We start from the raw sequence: 21,263 nt of genomic DNA, 5'->3' as shown, positions 1-21,263 counted from the left end.
AGTTTATTGTTAAAGATTAAAACCATCTTAATTGCTAAGAACAGTTAGATGTTTTTAAGTGATGGCTGACTCAACTCTTTGGCTTCAATGGAATACTCGAACAACCACTCGCACTTGGGTATGGGGTCAGCCAATTTAAATACTAAGATCCACTCACCTGATGGAAGAATGCCTGGACGTGTTCCACTGCTTGATTCTAACTCATCAAGACTTAGAATAATCCGTCGACCTTGACAAACATTTTGAATATCGATTCTTAAATTATAGTGTGAATCATAAGCCATTAATGAGTCAATCGCATAATCCCCCAGATAGGTATTGAATTCAAACACTAAATAACTAATAGTAGCTGGAAGCTCTAAGCGTTCAATGATAAAAGAAGCTGATGGGTCTTCATAATCTTTAATAGTTAACCGCTTATTAACAAGTTGCAAAACGATCTCTCCCTTCCAATCATAAATCCTTAATAAGTTTAACCGTTGATTATGAATTTTGTAGCCTATTTACTGTTAAGTTTATGTAAATTTATACTCTCAATAAAGAATTAACGCGGTTCTAATTTAATACGTAAATATTCATCATTATATTCGATCAATTTTTCTTGACCAAGGTTACGATAAATTTCTAAATGATCAATAATTTCTTGCGGAGGATAAAAGGCCGGATCGGCAATTACTTCTGAATCCATTAAATCAATGGCATCCTTATTAGGGGTAGCGTATCCAATATATTCAGCATTTCTAGCTGCTATATCTGGGCGCATCAAGAAATCCATTAAAGCGTGTGCACCTTCGAGATTTTTTGCACCTTTAGGAATGGCCAAGGTATCAAACCAAATGTTAGACCCTTCTTTCGGAACCATATAGGCTAAATTTTCATTGTCATACATAGCCATGGCAGCTTCGCCTGAATAAGTAACGGCTATTGGGGCTTCTCCGATTGTCGCATACATTTTAATTTCATCTGCAAGTAAAGCCAGGATATTAGGCATTAATTGTTTCATCTTTTGAGTGGCCTTAGCAATAAGTTCACTATCTGTTTCATTAAGTGAATGCCCTTCTGATTGCAGACCAATCCCAATCACTTCACGGGCGCCATCAATTATCATAATCTTATTACGATATTCTTCTCGCCAAAGGTCATTCCAACTGGTAATTTCGTCTTCCGCAATTTGACTGCTATCATAAAGAATACCTAAAGTACCCCAAAAATATGGCACTGAATATTGATTGCCTCGATCAAAAGGCTGGTCCAGAATTTCTTCATCAATATGTTTGAGATTAGGTAAGCGTTTATGATCAATTTTTTCTAATAAATCCATTTCCATCATTGTTTCTACCATGTATTCACTCGGCCCAATTAAATCATAATTGGTACCAGCTTGTTGAATTTTTGTGAGCATGGCCTCATTAGAATCAAAGGTTTCATAAACTACCACATAACCCGTTTCTTCTTCAAACTCATCGATTAAATCAGGATCAATATAATCGCCCCAATTATAAAAATTGACAATATTACTCTCGCCCGTTAATCCTTGACTAGATTGTAGGTAGTAACGCCCAACAAACATCAAAGCCACTGCAAGTAGAATGGCAATCATTACTTTTACTAATGCTTTCATTACTAACCTCCTCTAGCTTGACGCATTTTAAGTGCTGCTTTTCGCTGTTCTCCGACCCTGAGCGTGTAATAGCCAAAGACTAAAAGTAAAGCTAACAAGAACATTAAAGTAGAGAGCGCATTAATTTCCAAGCTTACCCCTGTTCTAGCACGTGAATATACCTCAACTGATAACGTTGAGAAACCATTCCCAGTTATAAAGAAAGTAACAGCAAAATCATCTAAGGAATAGGTGAAAGCCATGAAGTAACCGGCTAAAACACCACTTTTAATGGAAGGTAAAATAATTCTTGATAGAATCTGATTCTGGTTGGCTCCCAAGTCTTGAGCCGCCGTAATCATGGCTGGATTCATTTCATAAAGTCTTGGCAAGACCATTAAAACCACTATCGGCACATTAAATGCAATATGTGATAACAAAACAGTGGTGAAGCCAAATTCAAACTTTAATAAGAATGAAAACATCAAGAGAAAGCTAGCTCCCATCATGACATCGGGTGTAACCATTAAGACTGAATTTAGATTAAGAATAGCTTGACGACTACGATTAGAACGATAGTAATAAATAGCTATCGCTCCTAGAGTGCCAATGATGGTTGCAATTAAAGCGGATAAAAGAGCGATAATAAAGGTGTTTAAGATGAAGGTCATCAGACGTTTATCTTCAAAAAGGGTTTGATAATGCTCTAGCGTAAAACCAGAAAAGTTAGTCATGTCTCCACCAGCATTAAAGGAATAAAACATTAAATAAATCAAAGGTGCGTACATTAATAAAAAGACAAACGCAATATAAAGGGTAGAACCCATTCTTTTTTTAGTTTTATGCATCTTGACCACCTCCTGCCTTAGAACGATCCCTAGTAGTAAATAGAATGATGAACATAATCAACATTAAAACTACACCGATGGTTGATCCCATCCCCCAATCCTGGGTAACTAAGAAATGCTGCTCAACAGCCGTACCTAAAGTGATTACACGGTTTCCTCCAATTAAGCGGGTAAGCATGAAAAGAGAAAGAGAAGGAATGAAGACCGCTTGGACACCCGAGCGCACTCCTCTCAGTGATAAAGGAAAAATCACACGCCGAATGATGGTCATCTTAGATGCTCCCAAGTCATAGGCCGCTTCTAATAGACTGGGTTGAATCTCATTGATTGAGTTGAAAATCGGCAAGAACATAAAAGGCAACTCAATATAAGCTGCTACTAGAAGGAAGGAAACATCAGTAAACAGCAACTGTTGTCTACCGAAACCAAGCGCTTCAAAAAAATTATTTAAAGGACCCGAATTACCTAAGATGCCTATGAAGGCATAGGTTTTAAGCAATAAATTAATCCATGTTGGTAAAATAATCAGCATCAACCACAAGTCTTTATTTTTGCTTTTAGAAAGAATATAAGCTAGTGGGTAGGCTAATAAAAAAGTGAATAAAGTTACAAGAAAGGCATACCAAAAGGAAGACAGAGTCATTCGGATATATTCCATTGAAGTGAAAAAATGCTGGTAGTTAGCTAGGGTAAATTGTCCATCAATGCCTATAAATGACCGTTGAAAAAGCACTAGTAAGGGAGTAATCACAAAGATGGCTAGCCATAAATAATAGGGGATAGCCAACAAATGAATATTAGTCTTCTTCATTTTCCCCCTCCTCATATTGCTCTAAACGAGCGTCAAATTCCTCCTCTGTTTCATTAAATCTCATAACATGAATTTCATCCGGACCAATTTGCAAACCGATTTTTTGTCCAATATCAACCTTCTCTGTTGTGTGAATCATCCATTCGTTTTGCTCATCATCATAGGCAATAATTTCATTGAACATCCCTCTAAAGAGCATAGTATCAACTGTTGCGTTAATCTGACCCTGATTAGGAGCAGTGATTTTTACATCTTCTGGTCGAATCACAACCTCTACTGCTTCGCCTTTAGGAATCCCTGCATCCTCACAATCGAATTCATGACCGACAAATTTAACCCGGTAATCAGCCATCATGGTTGCATCAATAATATTTGATTCTCCAATAAAGTCAGCAACGTATCGATTAATCGGCTCATCATAAATATCTGAAGGCGTACCCGATTGCACAATTTCTCCTCTATCCATAACAAAAATCCAATCAGACATAGCTAAAGCTTCTTCTTGATCATGTGTGACAAAAACGAAAGTAATCCCTAGACGCTGTTGTAATTCACGTAATTCATACTGCATATCGGTTCTTAATTTTAAGTCTAAAGCTGATAAGGGCTCATCTAAAAGTAGAACGTCCGGCTCATTGACCAGTGCGCGTGCAATCGCTACCCTTTGTTTTTGACCACCTGACATTTCATTAATATTTCGTTCTTCATACCCATCTAACCGCACCTGCTTAAGCGCAGCTTGAACTTTGTTTTTAATGATTTGTTTGTCAACATTTTTGACAGATAAACCAAAGGCAATATTATCAAAAACATTCATATGTGGAAAAAGTGCATAATCTTGAAAAACGGTATTAACTTTACGTTTATTAGCCGGAATGTTGGTTACTTCATTTCCTTCAATCGATACTGTCCCTTCACTTGCTTGAGTAAAGCCTGCGATAATTCTTAAAATTGTTGTTTTACCGCATCCTGATGGTCCAAGCAAAGTATAAAACTGTCCTTGTTCCAACTCCATATTAATATTTTTTAATACCATTTGATCATCAAAGTGCTTTGAAACGTTCTTTAACTCGACACTTAGTAATGCTTCACTCATGCTTGACACCCTCTTTTGTATTTTTTGAAGGAAACCTTCCGCCCGATTATATCATGTTATACTCACGCTTTGTAAGTTAGATTTTAAAATAAAAATCGACAAACATTAATATTCAGTAATCTATCTGTAAACATTAAAAAAGCCACATGTACACATGTGACTCCTAATCTATAAATAAATTATTCGACATCCTCACCAATAATACGGACTTCTGTTTCTAGATGTACTTGGTTCTTTTCCCAAATAGTTGCTTGGATAAAAGCAATTAAGTCAGTATAGTTTGTTGCCGTTGCATTATCCACATTGACAATAAAGCCTGCATGCTTCTTAGACACTTCAGCTCCACCGATACGATAGCCCTGTAGACCAGCATCTTGGATTAACTTCCCTGTATAATAACCTTCAGGTCTCTTGAAAACAGATCCACATGAAGGATATTCTAAAGGCTGCTTGGATTGGCGTAAATGTGTTAGATGATCCATTTCTTCTTCTATATGTGCAAAGTCACCAGCTTGCAATTTAAAACGAACAGATAAAATCAAATCATTTTGCTCTTGAAAAACAGAATGGCGATAAGAAAAATGACAGTCTGGATTTTTAAAGGTTTTAATTAAGCCATCACGACTGATTACATCGACTTCATCAATGACATCTTTGACTTCTCCGCCATAGGCCCCCGCATTCATATAAACAGCCCCACCGATCGAGCCTGGTATACCACAAGCAAACTCCAGGCCTGTAAGTGAATGTTCGAGCGCTAAGTGAGTTAGTTTAATCAATGACGCCCCTGATTCCGCTTCAAGGATGTTAGAATCGATGCGTCGCATCGACTTCATCTCAGTCATCATGATGACAACGCCACGAATGCCACCATCTTTTACTATTAAGTTGGAAGCATTACCTAAAACCGTTAAATCTAACGGCTGATTTTTTACATAGTTCACAATGGTTTCCACTTGAAAGCGATCATGAGGAAAGACCAAATAATCTGCCTTACCACCTGTTTTTGTATAAGTATATTTTGATAGAGGCTCATCTTTTAATATTTTGATGTTAGGAAATTTTTCTAGTAAATTCATTTTATTTTCCCCTTCAGTATAATCGTCATTCCATTCTAGTTAAAAGGATGTCACTTGTAAAGTGGCATCCTTTTATGTAAGCGATTTACGCAAGATTTTTTTCCATAGTATAGACATCGTAATAAAAATGACCATGTCTTAAACGCTGACTTAAAGTTCCTTTGATATCAAATCCAAACGATTTATAAAGTCGGACAGCCCGTTGATTTTCAGTGACCACTTCTAAAGTTAAAATTTTTAAATCAACTTTTTTGGCAAAATCAATTAATTCTTGCACAATCATTTTGCCAATACCATAGCCCCAATATTCTTTCACAATCGATACTCCTATTTCAGCGATATGGTCTTGCTTGTGACTTGAGAAATTAGCTAAATTACCGATTCCAATAACTTGATCGTCAACTTCAATAATTAATAATAATGATTTTTTAGCCAACAGGTAGTTTCGAATCAATTCTTTTTCTTGCTGAACATCCAGAGATAATCCTTCAGGTCCGGTTGTAAGATAATTGGTATCTTTACCGATATGTCTCATTAATCCTAAAATGGCGCGAGCATCTTTGACTTGGGCTTGACGAATTGACAGTTGAATCTCTTCTTCGACCATTTCGACTTGTTTTTCTTGGTCTGGATTTTCTCGATAAGACATTGTTTAATCGCCCCTTTCTATATGATCTCTAAACTTTTGAAAGATGATTTGATGCTTATTATCTGCTTGTGGCGATAAACTTATTTCTATTTGACGTTGGTTTTGATCCAATAATTTGAAAGCTATCTCTATATGACTTTTCGGTAAATAATCTGTAATAAATTGTGGCCATTCAACCAGACAAATAGACTGTTGATCGAAAAACAAATCAAAATCAACAGTATCCGCTCCACCTTCTTCTAAGCGATATGCATCAATATGGACCACTCGCTCAGCTACTTGCTGAAGTTCATATTCTTTAACTATGGTATAAGTCGGACTTTTAATGGCTCTATCAATTCCTAAAGAACGCCCAAAAGCCTGAGTAAAAGCTGTTTTCCCCGATCCCAATGGGCCTGAAAGCAAAATAAGACTTCCTGGTTGAATGACTTTAGCTAATATTTTAGCCAGGCTTTTTGTATCCTCTAAGTTATGACTTGTAAAGTTTATCATCTTTTTTCCCCATTCACTTGCTGATAGATTAAGTATAACGAAGATTCCGGCAAACATCGAATTATTTGACTTTAGAGGTGATTATTGCTAATTTTATAGTAATAGAAAACGAGGAGGTCAGTTGATGAAAAAAATACTACAAATATCCACAGCACTTATCTTAACCGTTTTTTTAGGCGCTTGCGATATGTTGCCTGGAAATGATAAAGCAAAGGTAGAAAATGCCCCTACCGAAGAGGTTACTACTAATGAAGAAGAAAAAACAGATACTACCATGGCTGCTGAAGAAACCACAATGGAAGAAACTACTGTTGAAACAGCTGCTAATGATGCTGAGGGACTAGAAGGTACTGCAACAATCATTATTAACCAAGAATCGGGAGCCCCTCTTGAATATGAAGTAAATAATATCGGTGGTGTGAGTGTTCTAGAGGCTATGTCTGCGATTGAAGAGTTAGAATTCAACTTCAATGAAGATGAAGGTGTTGTTGATATTATTGATGGTGTAGAAAATGACTACGCTCCAAACACTTGGGTGTATTTAATTAACAAGCAATTTGCCGAGCTGGGTGTTGTTTCTCAAAAATTAGAAGACGGTGATGAAATCGAATGGTATTATGGTACTATCGATGATATTCCTGTTACAATTATTCCAGCAGAATAATCAAAAAAGCTATTAAATGCTATAAATGTAAGAAAACCACTCTTCTGGAAGAGTGGTTTTAAATTGCCTTATTTTTTACGAACGAAGTAACCGGCGATGCCGAATAAAGTAAGGCTTATACTGTACATGACCAGCTGATCACTTTCCCCAGTGTTTGGAAGTGTATCCTTCGCTGAATCAGTGGCTTGAACTTGATGATCCTTTACGACTGGTTGTGAAGAAGGGCTATTGGATAAATGATTGTCTTCAGCCTGTTCTTCAATATTGCTTTGGTCATCCAAGTCCTCAATTTGAGTATCTGCCCCATTTCCTACTGTTTCATCCGCTCCCGGAAATGGATTTAAGATGTTGTCTGTATCTGGCTCCACATCTGGATTTGATTCCTTATCATCACTCGGACGATTATAGTAGGTAATAAAGCGATTGCTTTCTTCTAACAGTTTCCCAATTTGTAGTAAACTGCGGTCGTTTTTAGCAAATGTGTTGAACATTACACCCATCGGCAGTCCTTTATCTGTCAAATATGTTGGTAAGCTCAGTGCAGGTGTACCAGTTAGATTAGCCAATTGAGTGTAAGGAGTCAAAGTCCACGCTGGTAACCATTGATCATAAATTACTTGTAATTTTTCAACTTTACTCAAACCAGACATGTCTTCCATTACTTCAGCCAGCTCTGGACTAATATGATTATAATCAGCCTTTGGAGCTGGGTAAGCATTAGTAGCTGTTAATAAAAATGGATATTTTGAATAGAAAGCGTTCATATCTTCTGTCACTTGATGGATATAGTCCCAAGCTCCAGCTACATCTTCTTTAGTTAAATCCTTTGATGTTTGGTATAAAGCCCAAGTTAGCAATTCCACATCTTCTCTTTGAATTGGTCGACCAAGTGGTCTCTTTGCTATGTAGTCCAAAGAGCCAGCAGCCGAAGAAGCAAGAATGTAGTATTGCTCCATTAATTTTTTTCCATCTACTGGATAAGCTACTTCCTCGACTAAATAACCTTCACCTTTTAAGAAATTGGCTACCTCTCGAACTGCTTGAATAGCATCTTCTGATATCGGCGTTCCAGCAGGAGTCATAGTTGTATAGGCTATGGGAGTGGTCTTGTCAAAGCTTCCTTGCAGTACATGTTCACGCGTCTTTTCTTTTAATAAGGTCTCAAAAAGTGTAATTGTATCTTGCATTGATTTAGTCTCTGCAAAGTGGGTGGTTTGATTGTTTATTGAGCTGCTATCCCATGTTAAAATTCCTCTCGATGGATGTAAACCAATTAAACCAGACCAAGAAGCTGGAATTCTAGTAGAACCACCGGCATCACTGGAACTTGCGACTGGTACTTGCCCAATTGCGACAGCTGCTGAAGATCCCCCTGAAGATCCTCCCGGATTATGGGCTAAATTCCAAGGATTATGTGTGTCACCATACAATTCAGAATTAGTTACATTGATCCAACCCATTTGCGGATAAGAAGTTTGACCGATTACAATAAAGCCTGCTTCTTTAAAAGCTTTTACTTGGCGACCATCTCTAGAAGATGTTTGATCTTCCAAAAACTTGAAGCCGAGTGTATTGCTACCCTCTTCCACAGAGTGACCTAGACCCTTCACTAACATCGGCACACCATAAAAAGGCTGACCAGTATCTTCCATCGCTTCAGCTTCAGCTAAAGCAGCTTCTTTGCGTGTTGAAATAACGTTATTTAAATCAGGATTTGTTTCTTCGATTACTTGAAAAGCAAATTCAATTAATTCTTTACTTGTTGTTCTTCCACTTCTGACCATTTCAGCAAGTGTTGTGGCGTCCAACTTTTTATATTCTTCAATAGTTAAGGGAGTTTGTGAAGGTGTTTCGCCTTCACCTTGTGAATCAACTTCCATTCTAGCAGGTGTTTCTTGTGGTTCTTCTTCACTTTCACCAGGAATCACCGCCTTGTCAGATTCTATCTCTGGATTTGATTTTACTTGAATAGATTGCAAGCTGGAATTTAAGCTTTCTACATCTGATTCCATAGCGTTTACATTCACTGCAAGTGGCGTGAAACTATTTAAGGCAAGGGTTGACAACAATAAGAGTCGCTTCATTAAACTTTTTTTCATTGATTTCCTCCAATAAGTAATTTTTCACAAAATCCATTGTAACATGTTCTTCACAAATGTGAAAATGATTCTCATTAGATTTGCATGAGAAAAGCTCCTCAATCAAAAATCTGCTTGAGGAGCTTGGTTTATAGTTTATTTAGGTTAGTTATTTAGAGCCTGGTTGGCTGTGATAATCGCTACTTTAAACACATCTTCTTCTACACACCCTCTTGAAAGGTCTGAAACGGGTTTATTCAGTCCTTGTAAAATTGGTCCAACAGCTTGGAAATTACCTAAGCGTTGGGCAATCTTATAGCCAATATTTCCAGATTGAATTTCTGGGAAAACAAAGACAGTCGCTTGTCCATCAAGAATAGACCCAGGAACCTTTTGTGCAGCCACCTCAGGAACAATAGCCGCATCAAATTGCATTTCACCATCAATGGTCAATTCGGGTGCTAATTGCTTCGCAATTTTAGTCGCTTCTGCCACTTTATCTACTTCTGGTGATTTGGCTGATCCATAAGAAGAAAAACTTAACATCGCCACTTTAGGATCAATACCAAAGATTTCAGCTGTTTTAGCACTTTCTACCGCAATTTCAGCTAAAGATTGTGCATCAGGATTAATATTAATAGCGCAATCTGCAAACACTAATTTTTGACCATTGGTATGAGGTGGAACCATGATAAAGGCTCCTGAAATTAATTTTACGCCTGGTCGTGTTTTGATAATTTGTAAAGCAGGCCTTACTGTATCTCCTGTTGAGTAAACGGCTCCACATACCATTCCATCCGCTTGATTGGTATAAACCAACATGGTTCCAAAGTATACAGGATCTTTTAGGCGTTCAATAGCTTCTTCTCTAGTATTCTTACCCTTACGTCTTTCAACAAAAGCTTCAATCAATTGATCCATTGCTTGATATTCTTCAGGGTCATGGAGAGTAATCCCTTCAATCACCCAATTTTTTTCATTGGCTAGTTGTTTAATTTCTACCTTATTACCCAAAACAATCGGTTCCACAATATCTTCGGCATGCAAGCGTACTGCTGCTCCTAAAACACGTGGGTCAGTCCCCTCAGGAAACACTATTTTGATGCCTTTTCCTTTTATCTTTTCTTGTAACTGTTGAAACATTGCTCGATCACTCCTTAATATTCACTGTTACTCTTAATGATACACTTTTATAAAATTGTTCTCAATATTTTTATTTAAAATTGTATCTAGTCTTTGGGATAAGGTATATAATCTGATTCATTTACTTTTCATCTGTTTCACTTGGATGGAAAATCTGTTTGATATTCTGTTCATGTTTAGCACGATTTAACATTCGATTTTCTTTCTCATTTTGAGGATAGTATTTACGGTAATTATCGGCAATCTTTTTAAAAAATAAGCGATACAATAAATAGATTGCCAAACAAATCATTAAGAAGGGTAGAGATGCTACCAATAATAAAACAAGATTTTCTAGCATCCACTTGGTAGAAATCAAAGCTTCTTTAAAAGTATTAGCTATACGACCTATAAAGGAATAATTTTGATTGCGTTCTTCTGCTAGAACATAGCGCTCACTCAAAGTAATATTGATAGTGGCTTGTTCTATTTGATTTTCCAAGTTAGCTTGTTCGGCTAAATATTGATCTCTTTGAATAATAGCATTTTCAATTTCAGTTTGAATTTGGACAATTTCTTCAATTTTTTCTGCTTGATCTAATAAGGCATTTAACCGGTCTAAACGATCCTCTACGGCTTGTAAACGGATGTCAATATCATTGACCGAGCGAGTGACATCTTGGGACCCTCTACTTGACGATTGCAAAGAAACATCCGGCAGGTCTTGGAGTTTCTCAACTGTTTGATTAAAGTTCGCCTGTGGAATACGCGCAGTCAAAATTAACTCACGCAACTCTTGCTCACTATCAGAAAATTGTCTACCATCTATCAAATACTCATTTTGATAGTGAATGCTGCCTTTGCTTTTTTCAATCACTTCAAATAAAGCTTGTTTGGCCTCCTCATATTTTAAGGTCTCAAAATATAAGTCTGCCTTTTGAATCAAATAGGCTTGGTCAGCAGCTACTTCTTCTTGATAAGTTTCATTAGTCATTCTCATCTGTTGATTATCCAAATGGATGGAATCATTAAGAATTTGGTCTGGGGTTTTTTCTGACTTAAAAGAGCTTTGATTAAAATTTTCACAAGCTACTAAACTCATTGTAACTGCTACTACTAAAATCAATAATTTGTAGTACTTTTTCATTTTATTTACTCCTTCAGATATTTTTCTTTATTATACTAGTAAATTTAATGAAAGACTAAGTTATGACTTGCAATTTGATGTCTACAGTTGTAAACTTTAAGTGAAGTTACATGTGTAATCAGAGAGGAGTTTTCTTATGCAAGAAAGTCTTTCAGTCCCATCGATCACTGATGCAGAATGGGAAATTATGCGGATAGTTTGGGCTCATCATTCACTTACTTCACGCCAAATTATCGATACTGCTAGTCAATTTTCTGATTGGAAAGAAGCTACTATAAAAACTTTAATTAACCGCTTATTGCAAAAAGAACATTTGACTCTTGAAGGAGAACATAAACCCTATCAATATCAAGCAAATATTTCTGAAAAAGAGGCGGTTCATGCAGAAATAAGTAAGCTACTGAACCGCATTTGCAATAAAGATAAGGCTCCTTTTATTCATCAAATAATTAATGATGTCATCTTATCACAAGCTGATTGTCAACAGCTGATAAAACAATTGCAGGATAAGGGCAAGCAGGCTCCAAGCCAAGTAAAATGTAATTGCCCAGTCGGTCAATGTCAATGTCACTCATGGTCTCATTAATTAATGGAGGAATTATCATGAAAAAACAAGATTTTAAAGTCCAAGGTATGTCTTGCAGCCACTGCGCTCAAACTATTCAAGATTTGCTTTTATCAATGGATGGAGTTGAAAAAGTAAACATCCAAGTGGATACTAAAGAGCTTACTATTGAGCATCAAGACTTTTTAGCTATGGAAGATTTTAATCATGTGCTTAAAGATACTCACTATCATTTAAGCAAATAATCGATCCCTAAAGGAGGGCTAAAATGCAATCAAGTACTTATACTATTGATGGAATGTCCTGCGCTTCTTGTGCAATGACAGTCGAAAAAACGCTTAATCAAACAATGGGTGTTGAAACAGCCGAAGTAAATCTACTGAACCACTCTGTAAAAGTCAATTTTGATCCACAAAAGGTCACATTTGAGACACTGGCTAATCGAGTAGAAAAGGCAGGCTATCAGCTATTACCTTCGATTAATGAAGCGCTCATTCAAAACTTTCGGATTGAGGGAATGTCTTGTGCTTCTTGTGCGCAAACAGTTGAAAAAGCAGCCAATCAACTGTCGGACGTTCAGTCTGCTCAAGTCAATTTTGCTACTTCAACATTGAATGTTGAGTGGGATCATAAAGCCCAGCCAGATAAAGCGATTGAGGCGGTGCAAAGAGCGGGTTATAATGCCAGTTTAATTATTTCTCCTGAAGAACAATATCAAAAAGATTTAGAGCGAGAACAGCAATATTTAAAAAAGTCCAAGCAAAAAATTATGGGTATGGTCCTGTTCACTCTGCCACTCTTTCTTTTAGCAATGGGTCCAATGATTGGCCTTCCTATTCCGGATTCTCTTTCAATAAAGCAACATCCAAGCATTCATGCCCTCATTCAGATGATTTTAAGTAGTGCTGTTTTATATTTAGGTAAAGATTTATTTATTCGTGGATTCAAGAGTCTTTTGAATGGCCACCCCAACATGGACAGCTTAGTCGCAATAGGTAGTGGAGCCGCTTTTGTTCAAGGTCTAGTCGTAACGCTCTTTCTATTCATCAATCCTCTTCAAAACAGTCAAGAGATTGAATTATACTTTGAATCAGCTGCAGTAATTGTCTCTTTAATGACAATCGGCAAGTATTTAGAAGACATTGCTAAAGGACGAACTTCTTCAGCGATTAAAACCCTAATGGATTTAGCACCTAAAGAGGCACGTAGAATTAAAGAGGATGGCTCCATTGAAATTGTTCCAACCGAACGCATTCAACCAGGAGATCATTTGCAAATTAGACCTGGAGATACCATTCCAATGGATGGAATCATTCTTGAAGGTCAATCCAGTGTCGATGAATCGATGTTAACTGGTGAAGCCATGCCGGTTAATAAAAGCAAAGGCGACTGCGTAACTGGAGCTAGTTTAAATAAAACCGGTGGCTTTACCCTGAAGGTAGAACGAGTAGGGCAAGACACTACGCTTTCTCAAATTATTCAATTAGTTAATGAAGCTCAATCTTCCAAAGCTCAAATTGCTAAATTTGCTGATGTGGTAGCGTCTTATTTCGTCCCAACAGTTATGGTGATTGCCTTAATCAGTGGTTTATTCTGGTTCTTTATAATGAATCAATCCTTAACTTTCAGTTTACAGATTTTTATTAGTGTTTTAATTATCGCTTGCCCTTGTGCGCTTGGTTTAGCCACTCCAACAGCTATCATGGTGGGAACAGGTAATGCTGCACAAAAAGGGATCTTAATTAAAAGTAGTGCCAGTCTAGAAACTACTCACCAAGCAGATACTATTTTGCTTGATAAGACAGGGACTATCACCCAAGGTCAACCGAGTGTGACTGATTTTTATCCTGTTGATGAAAAAGATAAAGCTATTCTATTAAGTAAGTTAGCAAGTGTTGAAGCCAACTCAGAACACCCTCTTGGCAAGGCAGTTGTCGATTATGCCGAAAGTTTCGGCATAGAATATCAGGCTTTGAAGCAAATCCAATCAATTACAGGTAAGGGAATTACTGCTGAGATTAATGGCGAAAACATATATATTGGTAACCAGCGTTTAATGGAAGAAATATTAAGCCAACCCATCCCTCAAGATTTTCTCTCACTAGCAGATAAACTGAGTCATGAAGCCAAAACTGTTATTTTCTATGCAATTAACCGCCATTTCCAAGGCTTATTAGCCATTTCAGATCCGATAAAAGAATCGAGTATGGAAGTAATAAAAACTCTCAAAGCAATGGGTCTTAAGGTGATGATGGTGACAGGTGATAATCAAGCCACAGCAGAACATATCGGTCAATTAGTAGGAGTGGATAAAGTCTTTGCCGAAGTTTTGCCTGAAGACAAGTCACGTATTGTGAAGGAAGTACAAGCAACCGGCAATAAAGTGATTATGGTCGGTGATGGCATTAATGATGCCCCTGCTTTAGCACAAGCTGATATCGGCATGGCGATCGGGTCTGGGACCGACATTGCGATTGAATCTGCTGATATTGTGTTAATGAATAACCATTTAACCACCATTCCGACCGCTATTAATTTGAGTCATGCGACTATCCGCAATATCAAACAGAACCTTTTCTGGGCTTTCTTCTATAATGTGATAGGCATTCCTTTTGCGATGGGCGTTATCTATCTATTTGGTGGTCCCTTACTTAACCCAATGATAGCCGCCTTAGCTATGAGCTTTTCTTCTATCTCTGTTTTACTTAATGCTCTACGCTTAAAATTTTTTGCTGAATAATTAACAACTCATTCGAGGAGTGGCTCAAGTTGAGCCACTCCTTTTTTGTGAATCAATTAATTTTCATGGAATTCCTAGAATTGATACACCAAACTAAAAAAATTTACTATAATAGAAGTATCAGCAATTAAAAAACTTACTTAAAGAAAGGATTTAATCATGACTAAATTATATTTTGCAAGTCCCCTTTTTAATGAAATGGAACTAGCCTTCAACCAAAAAGTTGCTAATGAATTAAGACAAGCCATACCTTCTTTAGATATTTTCTTACCACAAGAACAAACTGAAATTAACGATAAGCAAGCCTATGCCGATTCAAAGATGATTGCTCGTTTGGATACGGAAGCAGTGCTAGCAAGTGATATCGTTTTGGCCGTCTTAGATGGACAAACCATTGATCCAGGTGTAGCCAGTGAAATTGGTATTGCCTACCAAGCCGGCATTCCTATTATTGGTCTATTTTCAGACTCCCGTCAACAAGGCGCGGATAACCCTCAAAAAATTGAAGCACTCAAAGAAGTTGCAGAATCACAGTTCGCCTATGTTAACTTATACACTGTGGGATTGATCAAACTTAACGGAAAGGTTGTTTCTCACTCTTCCGAGATTGCTGCTGCCATTGAAGAAGTCTTAAATAAAAAATAAAGACCAAGATGTTACTAAGTCACAATAGATGGGTGGAAATATATGTATTCCAATAAAGTAGGTTTAATTGATATCGGTTCAAATACTATTCGTATGGTGATTTATGCAATCGATCAATATTATGATGTTCATGAAATTACTAACCTTAAAGCGCCTGCACGTTTATCTCAATACTTGAATAAAGATGAAAACGACCAGGTAATGATGTCTGATAAAGGGATTCAGAAACTAACTGAAACGCTAGCTAGTTTTAACTATGCCGCTCGAGCACATAAAATTGAGGAGTTAATTGTCTTTGCTACAGCAGCTATTCGTCAATCAGCTAACCAAGAGCAAATCATACAGCGGGTATTAGAAGAAACTGGCATTGAAATTCGCATCTTATCAGAAAAAGAAGAGGCTTCGCTGGGCCAGTACGCTATTTCGCACTCCTTACCTAATCGTAATATGGTGACTATCGATATGGGCGGAGGGTCTTGTGAAATAACCTTGTCAGAAAACAAAGAGATTAAACAATACCATTCCTTTCCATTTGGCGTAGTCAGCTTGAAGGAAAAGTTCTTTAAAGATAAAGACCATAATGATTCAACAGCCATTGAAAAGACAAGACGCTATTTACAAAAAACTTTTAAGTCACTGGATTGGCTAAAGAAGGTTAAGTACCCGATCGTTGCGGTCGGTGGTTCTGCGCGTAATATCGCTCAAGTTCATCAACGCCTACAGAATTATCCCATTGCTGGCTTACATGGTTATCGACTCTCTGAAAAAAATCTAAACACCACACTCGACCTATTCCAGTCAACAAATTACCAAGATATGCAAGATATTGACGGTTTAAGTTCTGATCGAACTGACATCATTATTCCAGCTAACTTAGCATTAATTGAGCTTTTTCAAATCGTCAATGCGCCTACCCTATTCATTTCTAGACAAGGGCTGAGAGATGGTGTTATTACTTACTACTTGAATGATCATTTTAACCAGCCTATTAATCCTGAGCATATTCACGTTCGAAGTGTCGCCAAAGTATGTCGTGATTTCAAAGTGCATCCAAAGGTTGCAGAAATTCGGAGTAAAATAGCGATCGATCTTTATAAACAACTGACTGATTTAGGACAAATGGATTATTCCTATGCTCAGCAAGTTGAATTAGAAATGGCAAGTTATCTCTACCGATGTGGCCAATTCATCTCTAAAGAAGCTGATTCCCAGACAACTTTCTATCTTTTATCCAATATGGATTTGGCCGGTTTTTCACATCGCGACCGTGTCCGCTTAGCTTTATTAAGCAGTTATCGTAATAAATCTTTACTCAATCAATATTGTCAGTCTTTCAGCAATTGGTTTAGTAGTGAAGATATAAAAGAACTACAAGCTTTAGGAGGTATTTTAAAATTTAGCCAATCATTAAACGATTCTAAAACTTCTCCGATTAAAAATATTAAATTAGAAAAAAAGAAAAAAGACTATATCCTAACCCTTTATCACAATGGCCCTGTGGTAGCCGAGCAATATCGAGCAGATCGTCACGCCAAACATATTGCTCGTAGCTTAGATGGAAGCTTAAAACTAAAGTATGTTGACTTAGAGGCTTAAAGAAAACTGAGAGGAGAAATGAAATGACTGAGACCAAAAAAAAGAAAAAGAAAACAGTGAATAAGGATAAGCGCATTTCTAACTCAAGAAAAAATCGCGGACAATTTGATAATCCTGACTTTTATTTTAACCGCGAATTATCTTGGCTAGACTTTAATTTACGTTGTATTGACAATGCTTATGATATGACCAATCCTTTACTGGAACAAATAAATTTCTTAGCCATTGCCTCTTCAAATCTCGATGAATTCTTTATGGTCAGAGTTTCGGGAGTTTATGATCAATACCTTGCTGGTGTGGAGGTTTCTGAAAATAAAACCTGCCAAACACCCGAAGAATTATTAGAAAACATTAGTCAGCGCAATCAACGCAATGTCGCTAAACAATACCAACGCTACCATGAATTAATGCCTCTCTTGCCAAATACTGGCTACCAAATGAAGTCCATCGGTGAATTGTCCGTATCTGAACAAGCAGAAATAGACTATTACTTTAAGACCTTACTCTTACCGACTCTTTCTCCTTTAGGAATCGATGCCTACCGGCCTTTCCCTCACCTTGTCAATAAAGTTTTAAACATTATGGTTAAGCTGGAAAAGGATGGCAAAGAGCATCGAGCGATTCTTCCTATTCCTCAGCTGATTGAACGTTATTTCATTATTGAAGGACAAGTCCATACCATCGTCTTAGTGGAAGACATTATCATCCACCACCTTGATCGTATTTTTGAAGGCTATGAAGTTGTGGCTGCTTATCCTTTTCGAATTACACGTAATGCAGATTTTTCAATTGCAGAAGACGGTGCTTCCGATTTGTTAGTTCTAATTGAAGACTATGTCAAACAAAGAAAAAATGGAATGGCTGTCCGGCTTGAAATTGACCGCTCACGCTTAATGAATTTTTCTGAACAAAACCTTACTTATCTACAAGAAGTTTTTGAGTTGGAAGAAAATGCTGTTTACTTAATTGACGGGCCGCTCGATTTAACTTTCCTTTTTGCCTTAAGAGAAGAAATTGGTGAAAATAACCCTCAATTCTTATTTGAGGAGCATATACCCTACCTGAATCCCAAACATTTAGGAGAAGACCTATTCACCCAGGCCAAAGACCATGACATCTTCCTCCACCACCCTTATGATTCGTTTGATCCGGTAGTTAACTTAATAGCGTACGCTGCTCAAGATCCTCAAACCATTGCCATTAAACAGACCCTTTACAGAGTTTCTAAAAACTCTCCCATTATCTCAGCCTTAAAAACCGCTGCCGAAAACGGAAAAGAAGTTACCGTGTTGGTGGAACTAAAAGCACGTTTCGATGAAGAAAATAATGTTTATTGGGCCAAAGAATTAGAAGAAGCAGGCTGTCACGTTTTATATGGTGTTAGTGAACTAAAGACCCATTCCAAAATTTCACTGGTCATTCGCAAGGAGGATAATAAAATCCAACCTTACCTTCATCTAGGAACAGGTAATTACAATGACAAAACAGCAAAAATTTATACCGATATGGGCTTATTTACGACGCACCCTGGTTTAACGGATGATGCTACTGATTTCTTCAACTATTTAAGTGGTTATAGCAGCTTGCCAGATTATAAACATTTACATGTTTCACCTTTTGCCATTCGGGATTCTCTAATGGATTATATTGATGAGGAAATTGCTTTTCAAAAACAATACGGTAATGGTCGTATCATTGCTAAAATGAATTCCTTAACCGATCTTCCCCTCATCCAAAAGCTCTATGAAGCCAGTCAAGCGGGTATTTCAATTGATCTAATTGTTAGAGGTATCTGCTGTTTGAAACCGGGCATTCCTGGAATATCTGATAATATTCGTGTACGTTCAATTGTTGGTCGCTTTTTGGAACATTCCCGTGTGTATTACTTTAACCATAATAGTGATAACCACCTATTCCTCTCTTCAGCTGATATGATGACGCGCAATATGATTAAGCGTGTCGAAATTGAATTCCCGATCTTAGATAAGGATATCGAGGCCGATATAGTGGACTATTTAGAGCTTCAATTAGCTGATAATATGAAAGCACGTGAACTGCAAGTAAACGGCGAATATATCCGCCCAGTTATCATTGAAGACCAAAAAATCAACTCGCAAGAAATTTTAATCGAGCGAGCCAGCCAACGTCAAAAAGATCTCGATGAGCGCTTAGCTAAAGAAAAACAGAGTCGCAAAATTCGACTCAGTAAACTAAATCCCGCTCGTGATAATCAGACTAAACTGTCAAGTCCGCAAGATCCTTCTATAATCAAACGCTTCTTAGCTTGGTTACGCAGTCTATAATATTTTGACTCTGTCCCTAAATGGACAGAGTTTTTTATCTTCTAATAAGTTTATCAATAAACTATATTTCTTAATGCTTTTTAGTCCTTATCATGCTAGAATGAAGGCGTATGTCTATGAATCTAAGATGGAGGTTATGTTTGTGATCAATGTATCGAATGTTAGTTTACAATTCCCAGACCGGAAATTATTTGATGAGGTCAATATTAATTTTACACCTGGCAACTGTTATGGTGTGATCGGAGCCAATGGTGCTGGTAAGTCCACCTTTTTAAAAATTTTATCAGGTGACATTGCACCTACAACGGGAAATGTGTCCATGGATCCTAATGAAAGATTAGCTGTTCTTAACCAAAACCACTACGGATTCGAAGACTATGAAGTGATCGAAACCGTGATGATGGGTTATAAGGAACTTTATGAAGTAAAGAAAGAAAAAGATGCCATCTATATGAAAGCTGATTTTTCTGATGAAGATGGGGTGCGCGCTGGCGAATTAGAAGGTTTGTTTGCCGAAATGGGTGGTTGGGAAGCTGAATCAGAAGCTTCTAATATGTTACAAGGCTTAGGAATCCCTACTGAACAACATACAGCCAAGATGAGTGAGCTTATCGAAGCTGATAAAATCAAAGTTTTACTGGCTCAAGCACTTTTTGGTAAACCGGACAATCTGCTCCTAGACGAGCCAACTAACGGTCTAGATGCTCAAGCTATTGATTGGCTAAGTAACTTCATCATGGACTTCCCAAACACTGTCATCGTTGTTTCTCACGACCGTCACTTCCTAAACACAGTATGTACTCATATGGCGGATGTCGACTTCGGTAAAATAAAAATTTATGTGGGAAACTATGACTTTTGGTTACAATCCAGTCAATTAGCCGCTAAATTGCAAGCGGATCAAAATGCTAAAAAAGAAGAAAAAATTAAAGAATTACAAAACTTTATTGCGCGCTTTTCTGCTAATGCTTCTAAATCAAAACAAGCGACCTCTAGAAAGAAACTTTTAGAAAAAATTACCCTGGATGACATTCAACCTTCCAGCCGTCGCTATCCATTTGTCGGCTTTTCACCTGAACGTGAAATCGGTAATGATTTACTTAGCGTAGAAGGACTGTCAAAATCAATTGACGGTGAAGCCCTCTTTGATAATGTTACTTTCACTTTGAATCGTGATGATAAGGTGGCTTTTGTCTCCCGCAATGACAATGCCATTTCAGCCTTTTTTGAAATCTTGATGGGAAACTTGGAAGCAGATAAGGGAAGCTTTGAATGGGGTGTTACGACTTCACAAACCTATCTGCCACGTAATTCGGGCGATGAATTTGATGGAGTCGAGTTGTCAATTGTCGATTGGTTAAGACAATATGCTTCTAAAGAAGAAAGTGACAATACCTTCTTACGCTCCTTCTTAGGACGCATGCTCTTTACAGGAGATGATGTCTTAAAACCTGTCAACGTCCTTTCTGGTGGTGAGAAAGTCCGCTGTTTACTTTCAAAAATGATGCTATCGAAAGCCAACGTTTTAGTGATGGATCAACCAACCAACCACTTAGACCTTGAATCCATTACTGCTTTAAACGATGGTTTAATTAAATTTAAATCCGCTATTCTCATTGCCTCACATGACTACGAAGTCTTAAATACAACAGTCAATCGTGTAATTGAAATTACTCCAACTGGGGCCTTTGATCGCATGAATACCAGCTATGAGGAATTTGTCAATGATAAAGATTTACAAGCGCGAATAGATAAAATGTATCCAAAAGATTAATTTTAAGCGACTCAGCAGTCGCTTTTTTTCTTTTGCTATCAATAGTTTGACAGA

At 37.4% G+C, this 21,263-nt stretch carries 19 protein-coding genes; 8 read left to right on the top strand and 11 right to left on the bottom strand.

Going from position 1 to position 21,263, the window contains the following annotated elements:
* Positions 1–44 precede the first annotated feature (44 nt).
* From ACQV18_RS04435 to tsaE, 8 genes are all read right to left on the bottom strand, one after another.
* Positions 45–434 carry a hypothetical protein gene (locus ACQV18_RS04435; RefSeq protein WP_428873318.1) on the bottom strand — a complete coding sequence of 130 codons (390 nt, stop codon included), beginning with the start codon at positions 432–434 and terminating at the stop codon, positions 45–47.
* A gap of 110 nt (positions 435–544) precedes the next feature.
* Positions 545–1,621 (bottom strand): ABC transporter substrate-binding protein, encoded by a 1,077-nt coding sequence (locus ACQV18_RS04430; protein ID WP_428892621.1) that lies wholly within the window; start codon positions 1,619–1,621, stop codon positions 545–547.
* A gap of 2 nt (positions 1,622–1,623) precedes the next feature.
* Complete coding sequence (locus ACQV18_RS04425; protein ID WP_428873316.1) at positions 1,624–2,448, bottom strand: ABC transporter permease; 825 nt, start codon at positions 2,446–2,448, stop codon at positions 1,624–1,626.
* Positions 2,441–3,259, bottom strand: coding sequence for an ABC transporter permease (locus ACQV18_RS04420; protein ID WP_428873315.1), 819 nt, complete (start codon positions 3,257–3,259; stop codon positions 2,441–2,443). The genes ACQV18_RS04425 and ACQV18_RS04420 overlap by 8 nt, the downstream gene beginning before the upstream one ends.
* Complete coding sequence (locus ACQV18_RS04415; RefSeq protein ID WP_428875104.1) at positions 3,246–4,355, bottom strand: ABC transporter ATP-binding protein; 1,110 nt, start codon at positions 4,353–4,355, stop codon at positions 3,246–3,248. The genes ACQV18_RS04420 and ACQV18_RS04415 overlap by 14 nt, the downstream gene beginning before the upstream one ends.
* Before the next feature lie 179 nt (positions 4,356–4,534).
* On the bottom strand, positions 4,535–5,434 hold the full coding sequence (gene murB, locus ACQV18_RS04410; RefSeq protein WP_428873312.1) for a UDP-N-acetylmuramate dehydrogenase: 900 nt from the start codon (positions 5,432–5,434) through the stop codon (positions 4,535–4,537).
* A gap of 85 nt (positions 5,435–5,519) precedes the next feature.
* Complete coding sequence (locus ACQV18_RS04405; RefSeq protein ID WP_428873310.1) at positions 5,520–6,083, bottom strand: N-acetyltransferase family protein; 564 nt, start codon at positions 6,081–6,083, stop codon at positions 5,520–5,522.
* A 3-nt stretch (positions 6,084–6,086) separates the two neighbouring features.
* The gene (gene tsaE, locus ACQV18_RS04400; RefSeq protein WP_428873309.1) at positions 6,087–6,575 is read right to left on the bottom strand and encodes a tRNA (adenosine(37)-N6)-threonylcarbamoyltransferase complex ATPase subunit type 1 TsaE; all 489 of its coding nucleotides are present in this window, start codon (positions 6,573–6,575) and stop codon (positions 6,087–6,089) included.
* Positions 6,576–6,699: 124 nt separating this feature from the next.
* On the opposite strand from tsaE, the gene ACQV18_RS04395 reads away from it, so the two are divergent.
* Positions 6,700–7,239: a DUF4430 domain-containing protein gene (locus ACQV18_RS04395; RefSeq protein ID WP_428873308.1), complete on the top strand. Its 540-nt coding sequence runs from the start codon at positions 6,700–6,702 to the stop codon at positions 7,237–7,239.
* Positions 7,240–7,307: 68 nt separating this feature from the next.
* On the opposite strand, the gene ACQV18_RS04390 is transcribed toward ACQV18_RS04395, so the two are convergent.
* From ACQV18_RS04390 to ACQV18_RS04380, 3 genes are all read right to left on the bottom strand, one after another.
* Positions 7,308–9,338 carry an amidase family protein gene (locus tag ACQV18_RS04390; RefSeq protein ID WP_428873307.1) on the bottom strand — a complete coding sequence of 677 codons (2,031 nt, stop codon included), beginning with the start codon at positions 9,336–9,338 and terminating at the stop codon, positions 7,308–7,310.
* A 144-nt stretch (positions 9,339–9,482) separates the two neighbouring features.
* Positions 9,483–10,460 (bottom strand): phosphate acetyltransferase, encoded by a 978-nt coding sequence (pta, locus tag ACQV18_RS04385; protein WP_428876139.1) that lies wholly within the window; start codon positions 10,458–10,460, stop codon positions 9,483–9,485.
* Between the two features lie 121 nt (positions 10,461–10,581).
* Entirely contained in the window at positions 10,582–11,586 is a 1,005-nt protein-coding gene (locus tag ACQV18_RS04380; protein WP_428892620.1) for a DUF4349 domain-containing protein, read from the bottom strand.
* A 136-nt stretch (positions 11,587–11,722) separates the two neighbouring features.
* Here ACQV18_RS04380 and ACQV18_RS04375 point away from each other — a divergent pair, with 136 nt between their 5' ends.
* From ACQV18_RS04375 to ACQV18_RS04345, 7 genes are all read left to right on the top strand, one after another.
* Positions 11,723–12,172 carry a CopY/TcrY family copper transport repressor gene (locus tag ACQV18_RS04375; RefSeq protein WP_428873301.1) on the top strand — a complete coding sequence of 150 codons (450 nt, stop codon included), beginning with the start codon at positions 11,723–11,725 and terminating at the stop codon, positions 12,170–12,172.
* 17 nt (positions 12,173–12,189) lie between these two features.
* The gene (locus ACQV18_RS04370; protein ID WP_428873300.1) at positions 12,190–12,396 is read left to right on the top strand and encodes a heavy-metal-associated domain-containing protein; all 207 of its coding nucleotides are present in this window, start codon (positions 12,190–12,192) and stop codon (positions 12,394–12,396) included.
* Between the two features lie 23 nt (positions 12,397–12,419).
* Positions 12,420–14,891, top strand: coding sequence for a heavy metal translocating P-type ATPase (locus ACQV18_RS04365; RefSeq protein WP_428892619.1), 2,472 nt, complete (start codon positions 12,420–12,422; stop codon positions 14,889–14,891).
* Between the two features lie 159 nt (positions 14,892–15,050).
* Positions 15,051–15,536: a nucleoside 2-deoxyribosyltransferase gene (locus tag ACQV18_RS04360; protein ID WP_428873297.1), complete on the top strand. Its 486-nt coding sequence runs from the start codon at positions 15,051–15,053 to the stop codon at positions 15,534–15,536.
* Between the two features lie 42 nt (positions 15,537–15,578).
* On the top strand, positions 15,579–17,132 hold the full coding sequence (locus tag ACQV18_RS04355; protein ID WP_428875099.1) for a Ppx/GppA family phosphatase: 1,554 nt from the start codon (positions 15,579–15,581) through the stop codon (positions 17,130–17,132).
* A 23-nt stretch (positions 17,133–17,155) separates the two neighbouring features.
* Entirely contained in the window at positions 17,156–19,435 is a 2,280-nt protein-coding gene (locus ACQV18_RS04350; RefSeq protein WP_428875098.1) for an RNA degradosome polyphosphate kinase, read from the top strand.
* A gap of 142 nt (positions 19,436–19,577) precedes the next feature.
* Positions 19,578–21,209 (top strand): ABC-F family ATP-binding cassette domain-containing protein, encoded by a 1,632-nt coding sequence (locus ACQV18_RS04345; RefSeq protein ID WP_428873293.1) that lies wholly within the window; start codon positions 19,578–19,580, stop codon positions 21,207–21,209.
* Positions 21,210–21,263 lie beyond the last annotated feature (54 nt).

It is taken from the genome of Facklamia sp. P9177 (assembly GCF_050409585.1).
In the GTDB taxonomy this organism is placed as follows: Bacteria; Bacillota; Bacilli; order Lactobacillales; family Aerococcaceae; genus Facklamia.
This window is presented reverse-complemented; position numbering and strand designations above follow the sequence as displayed.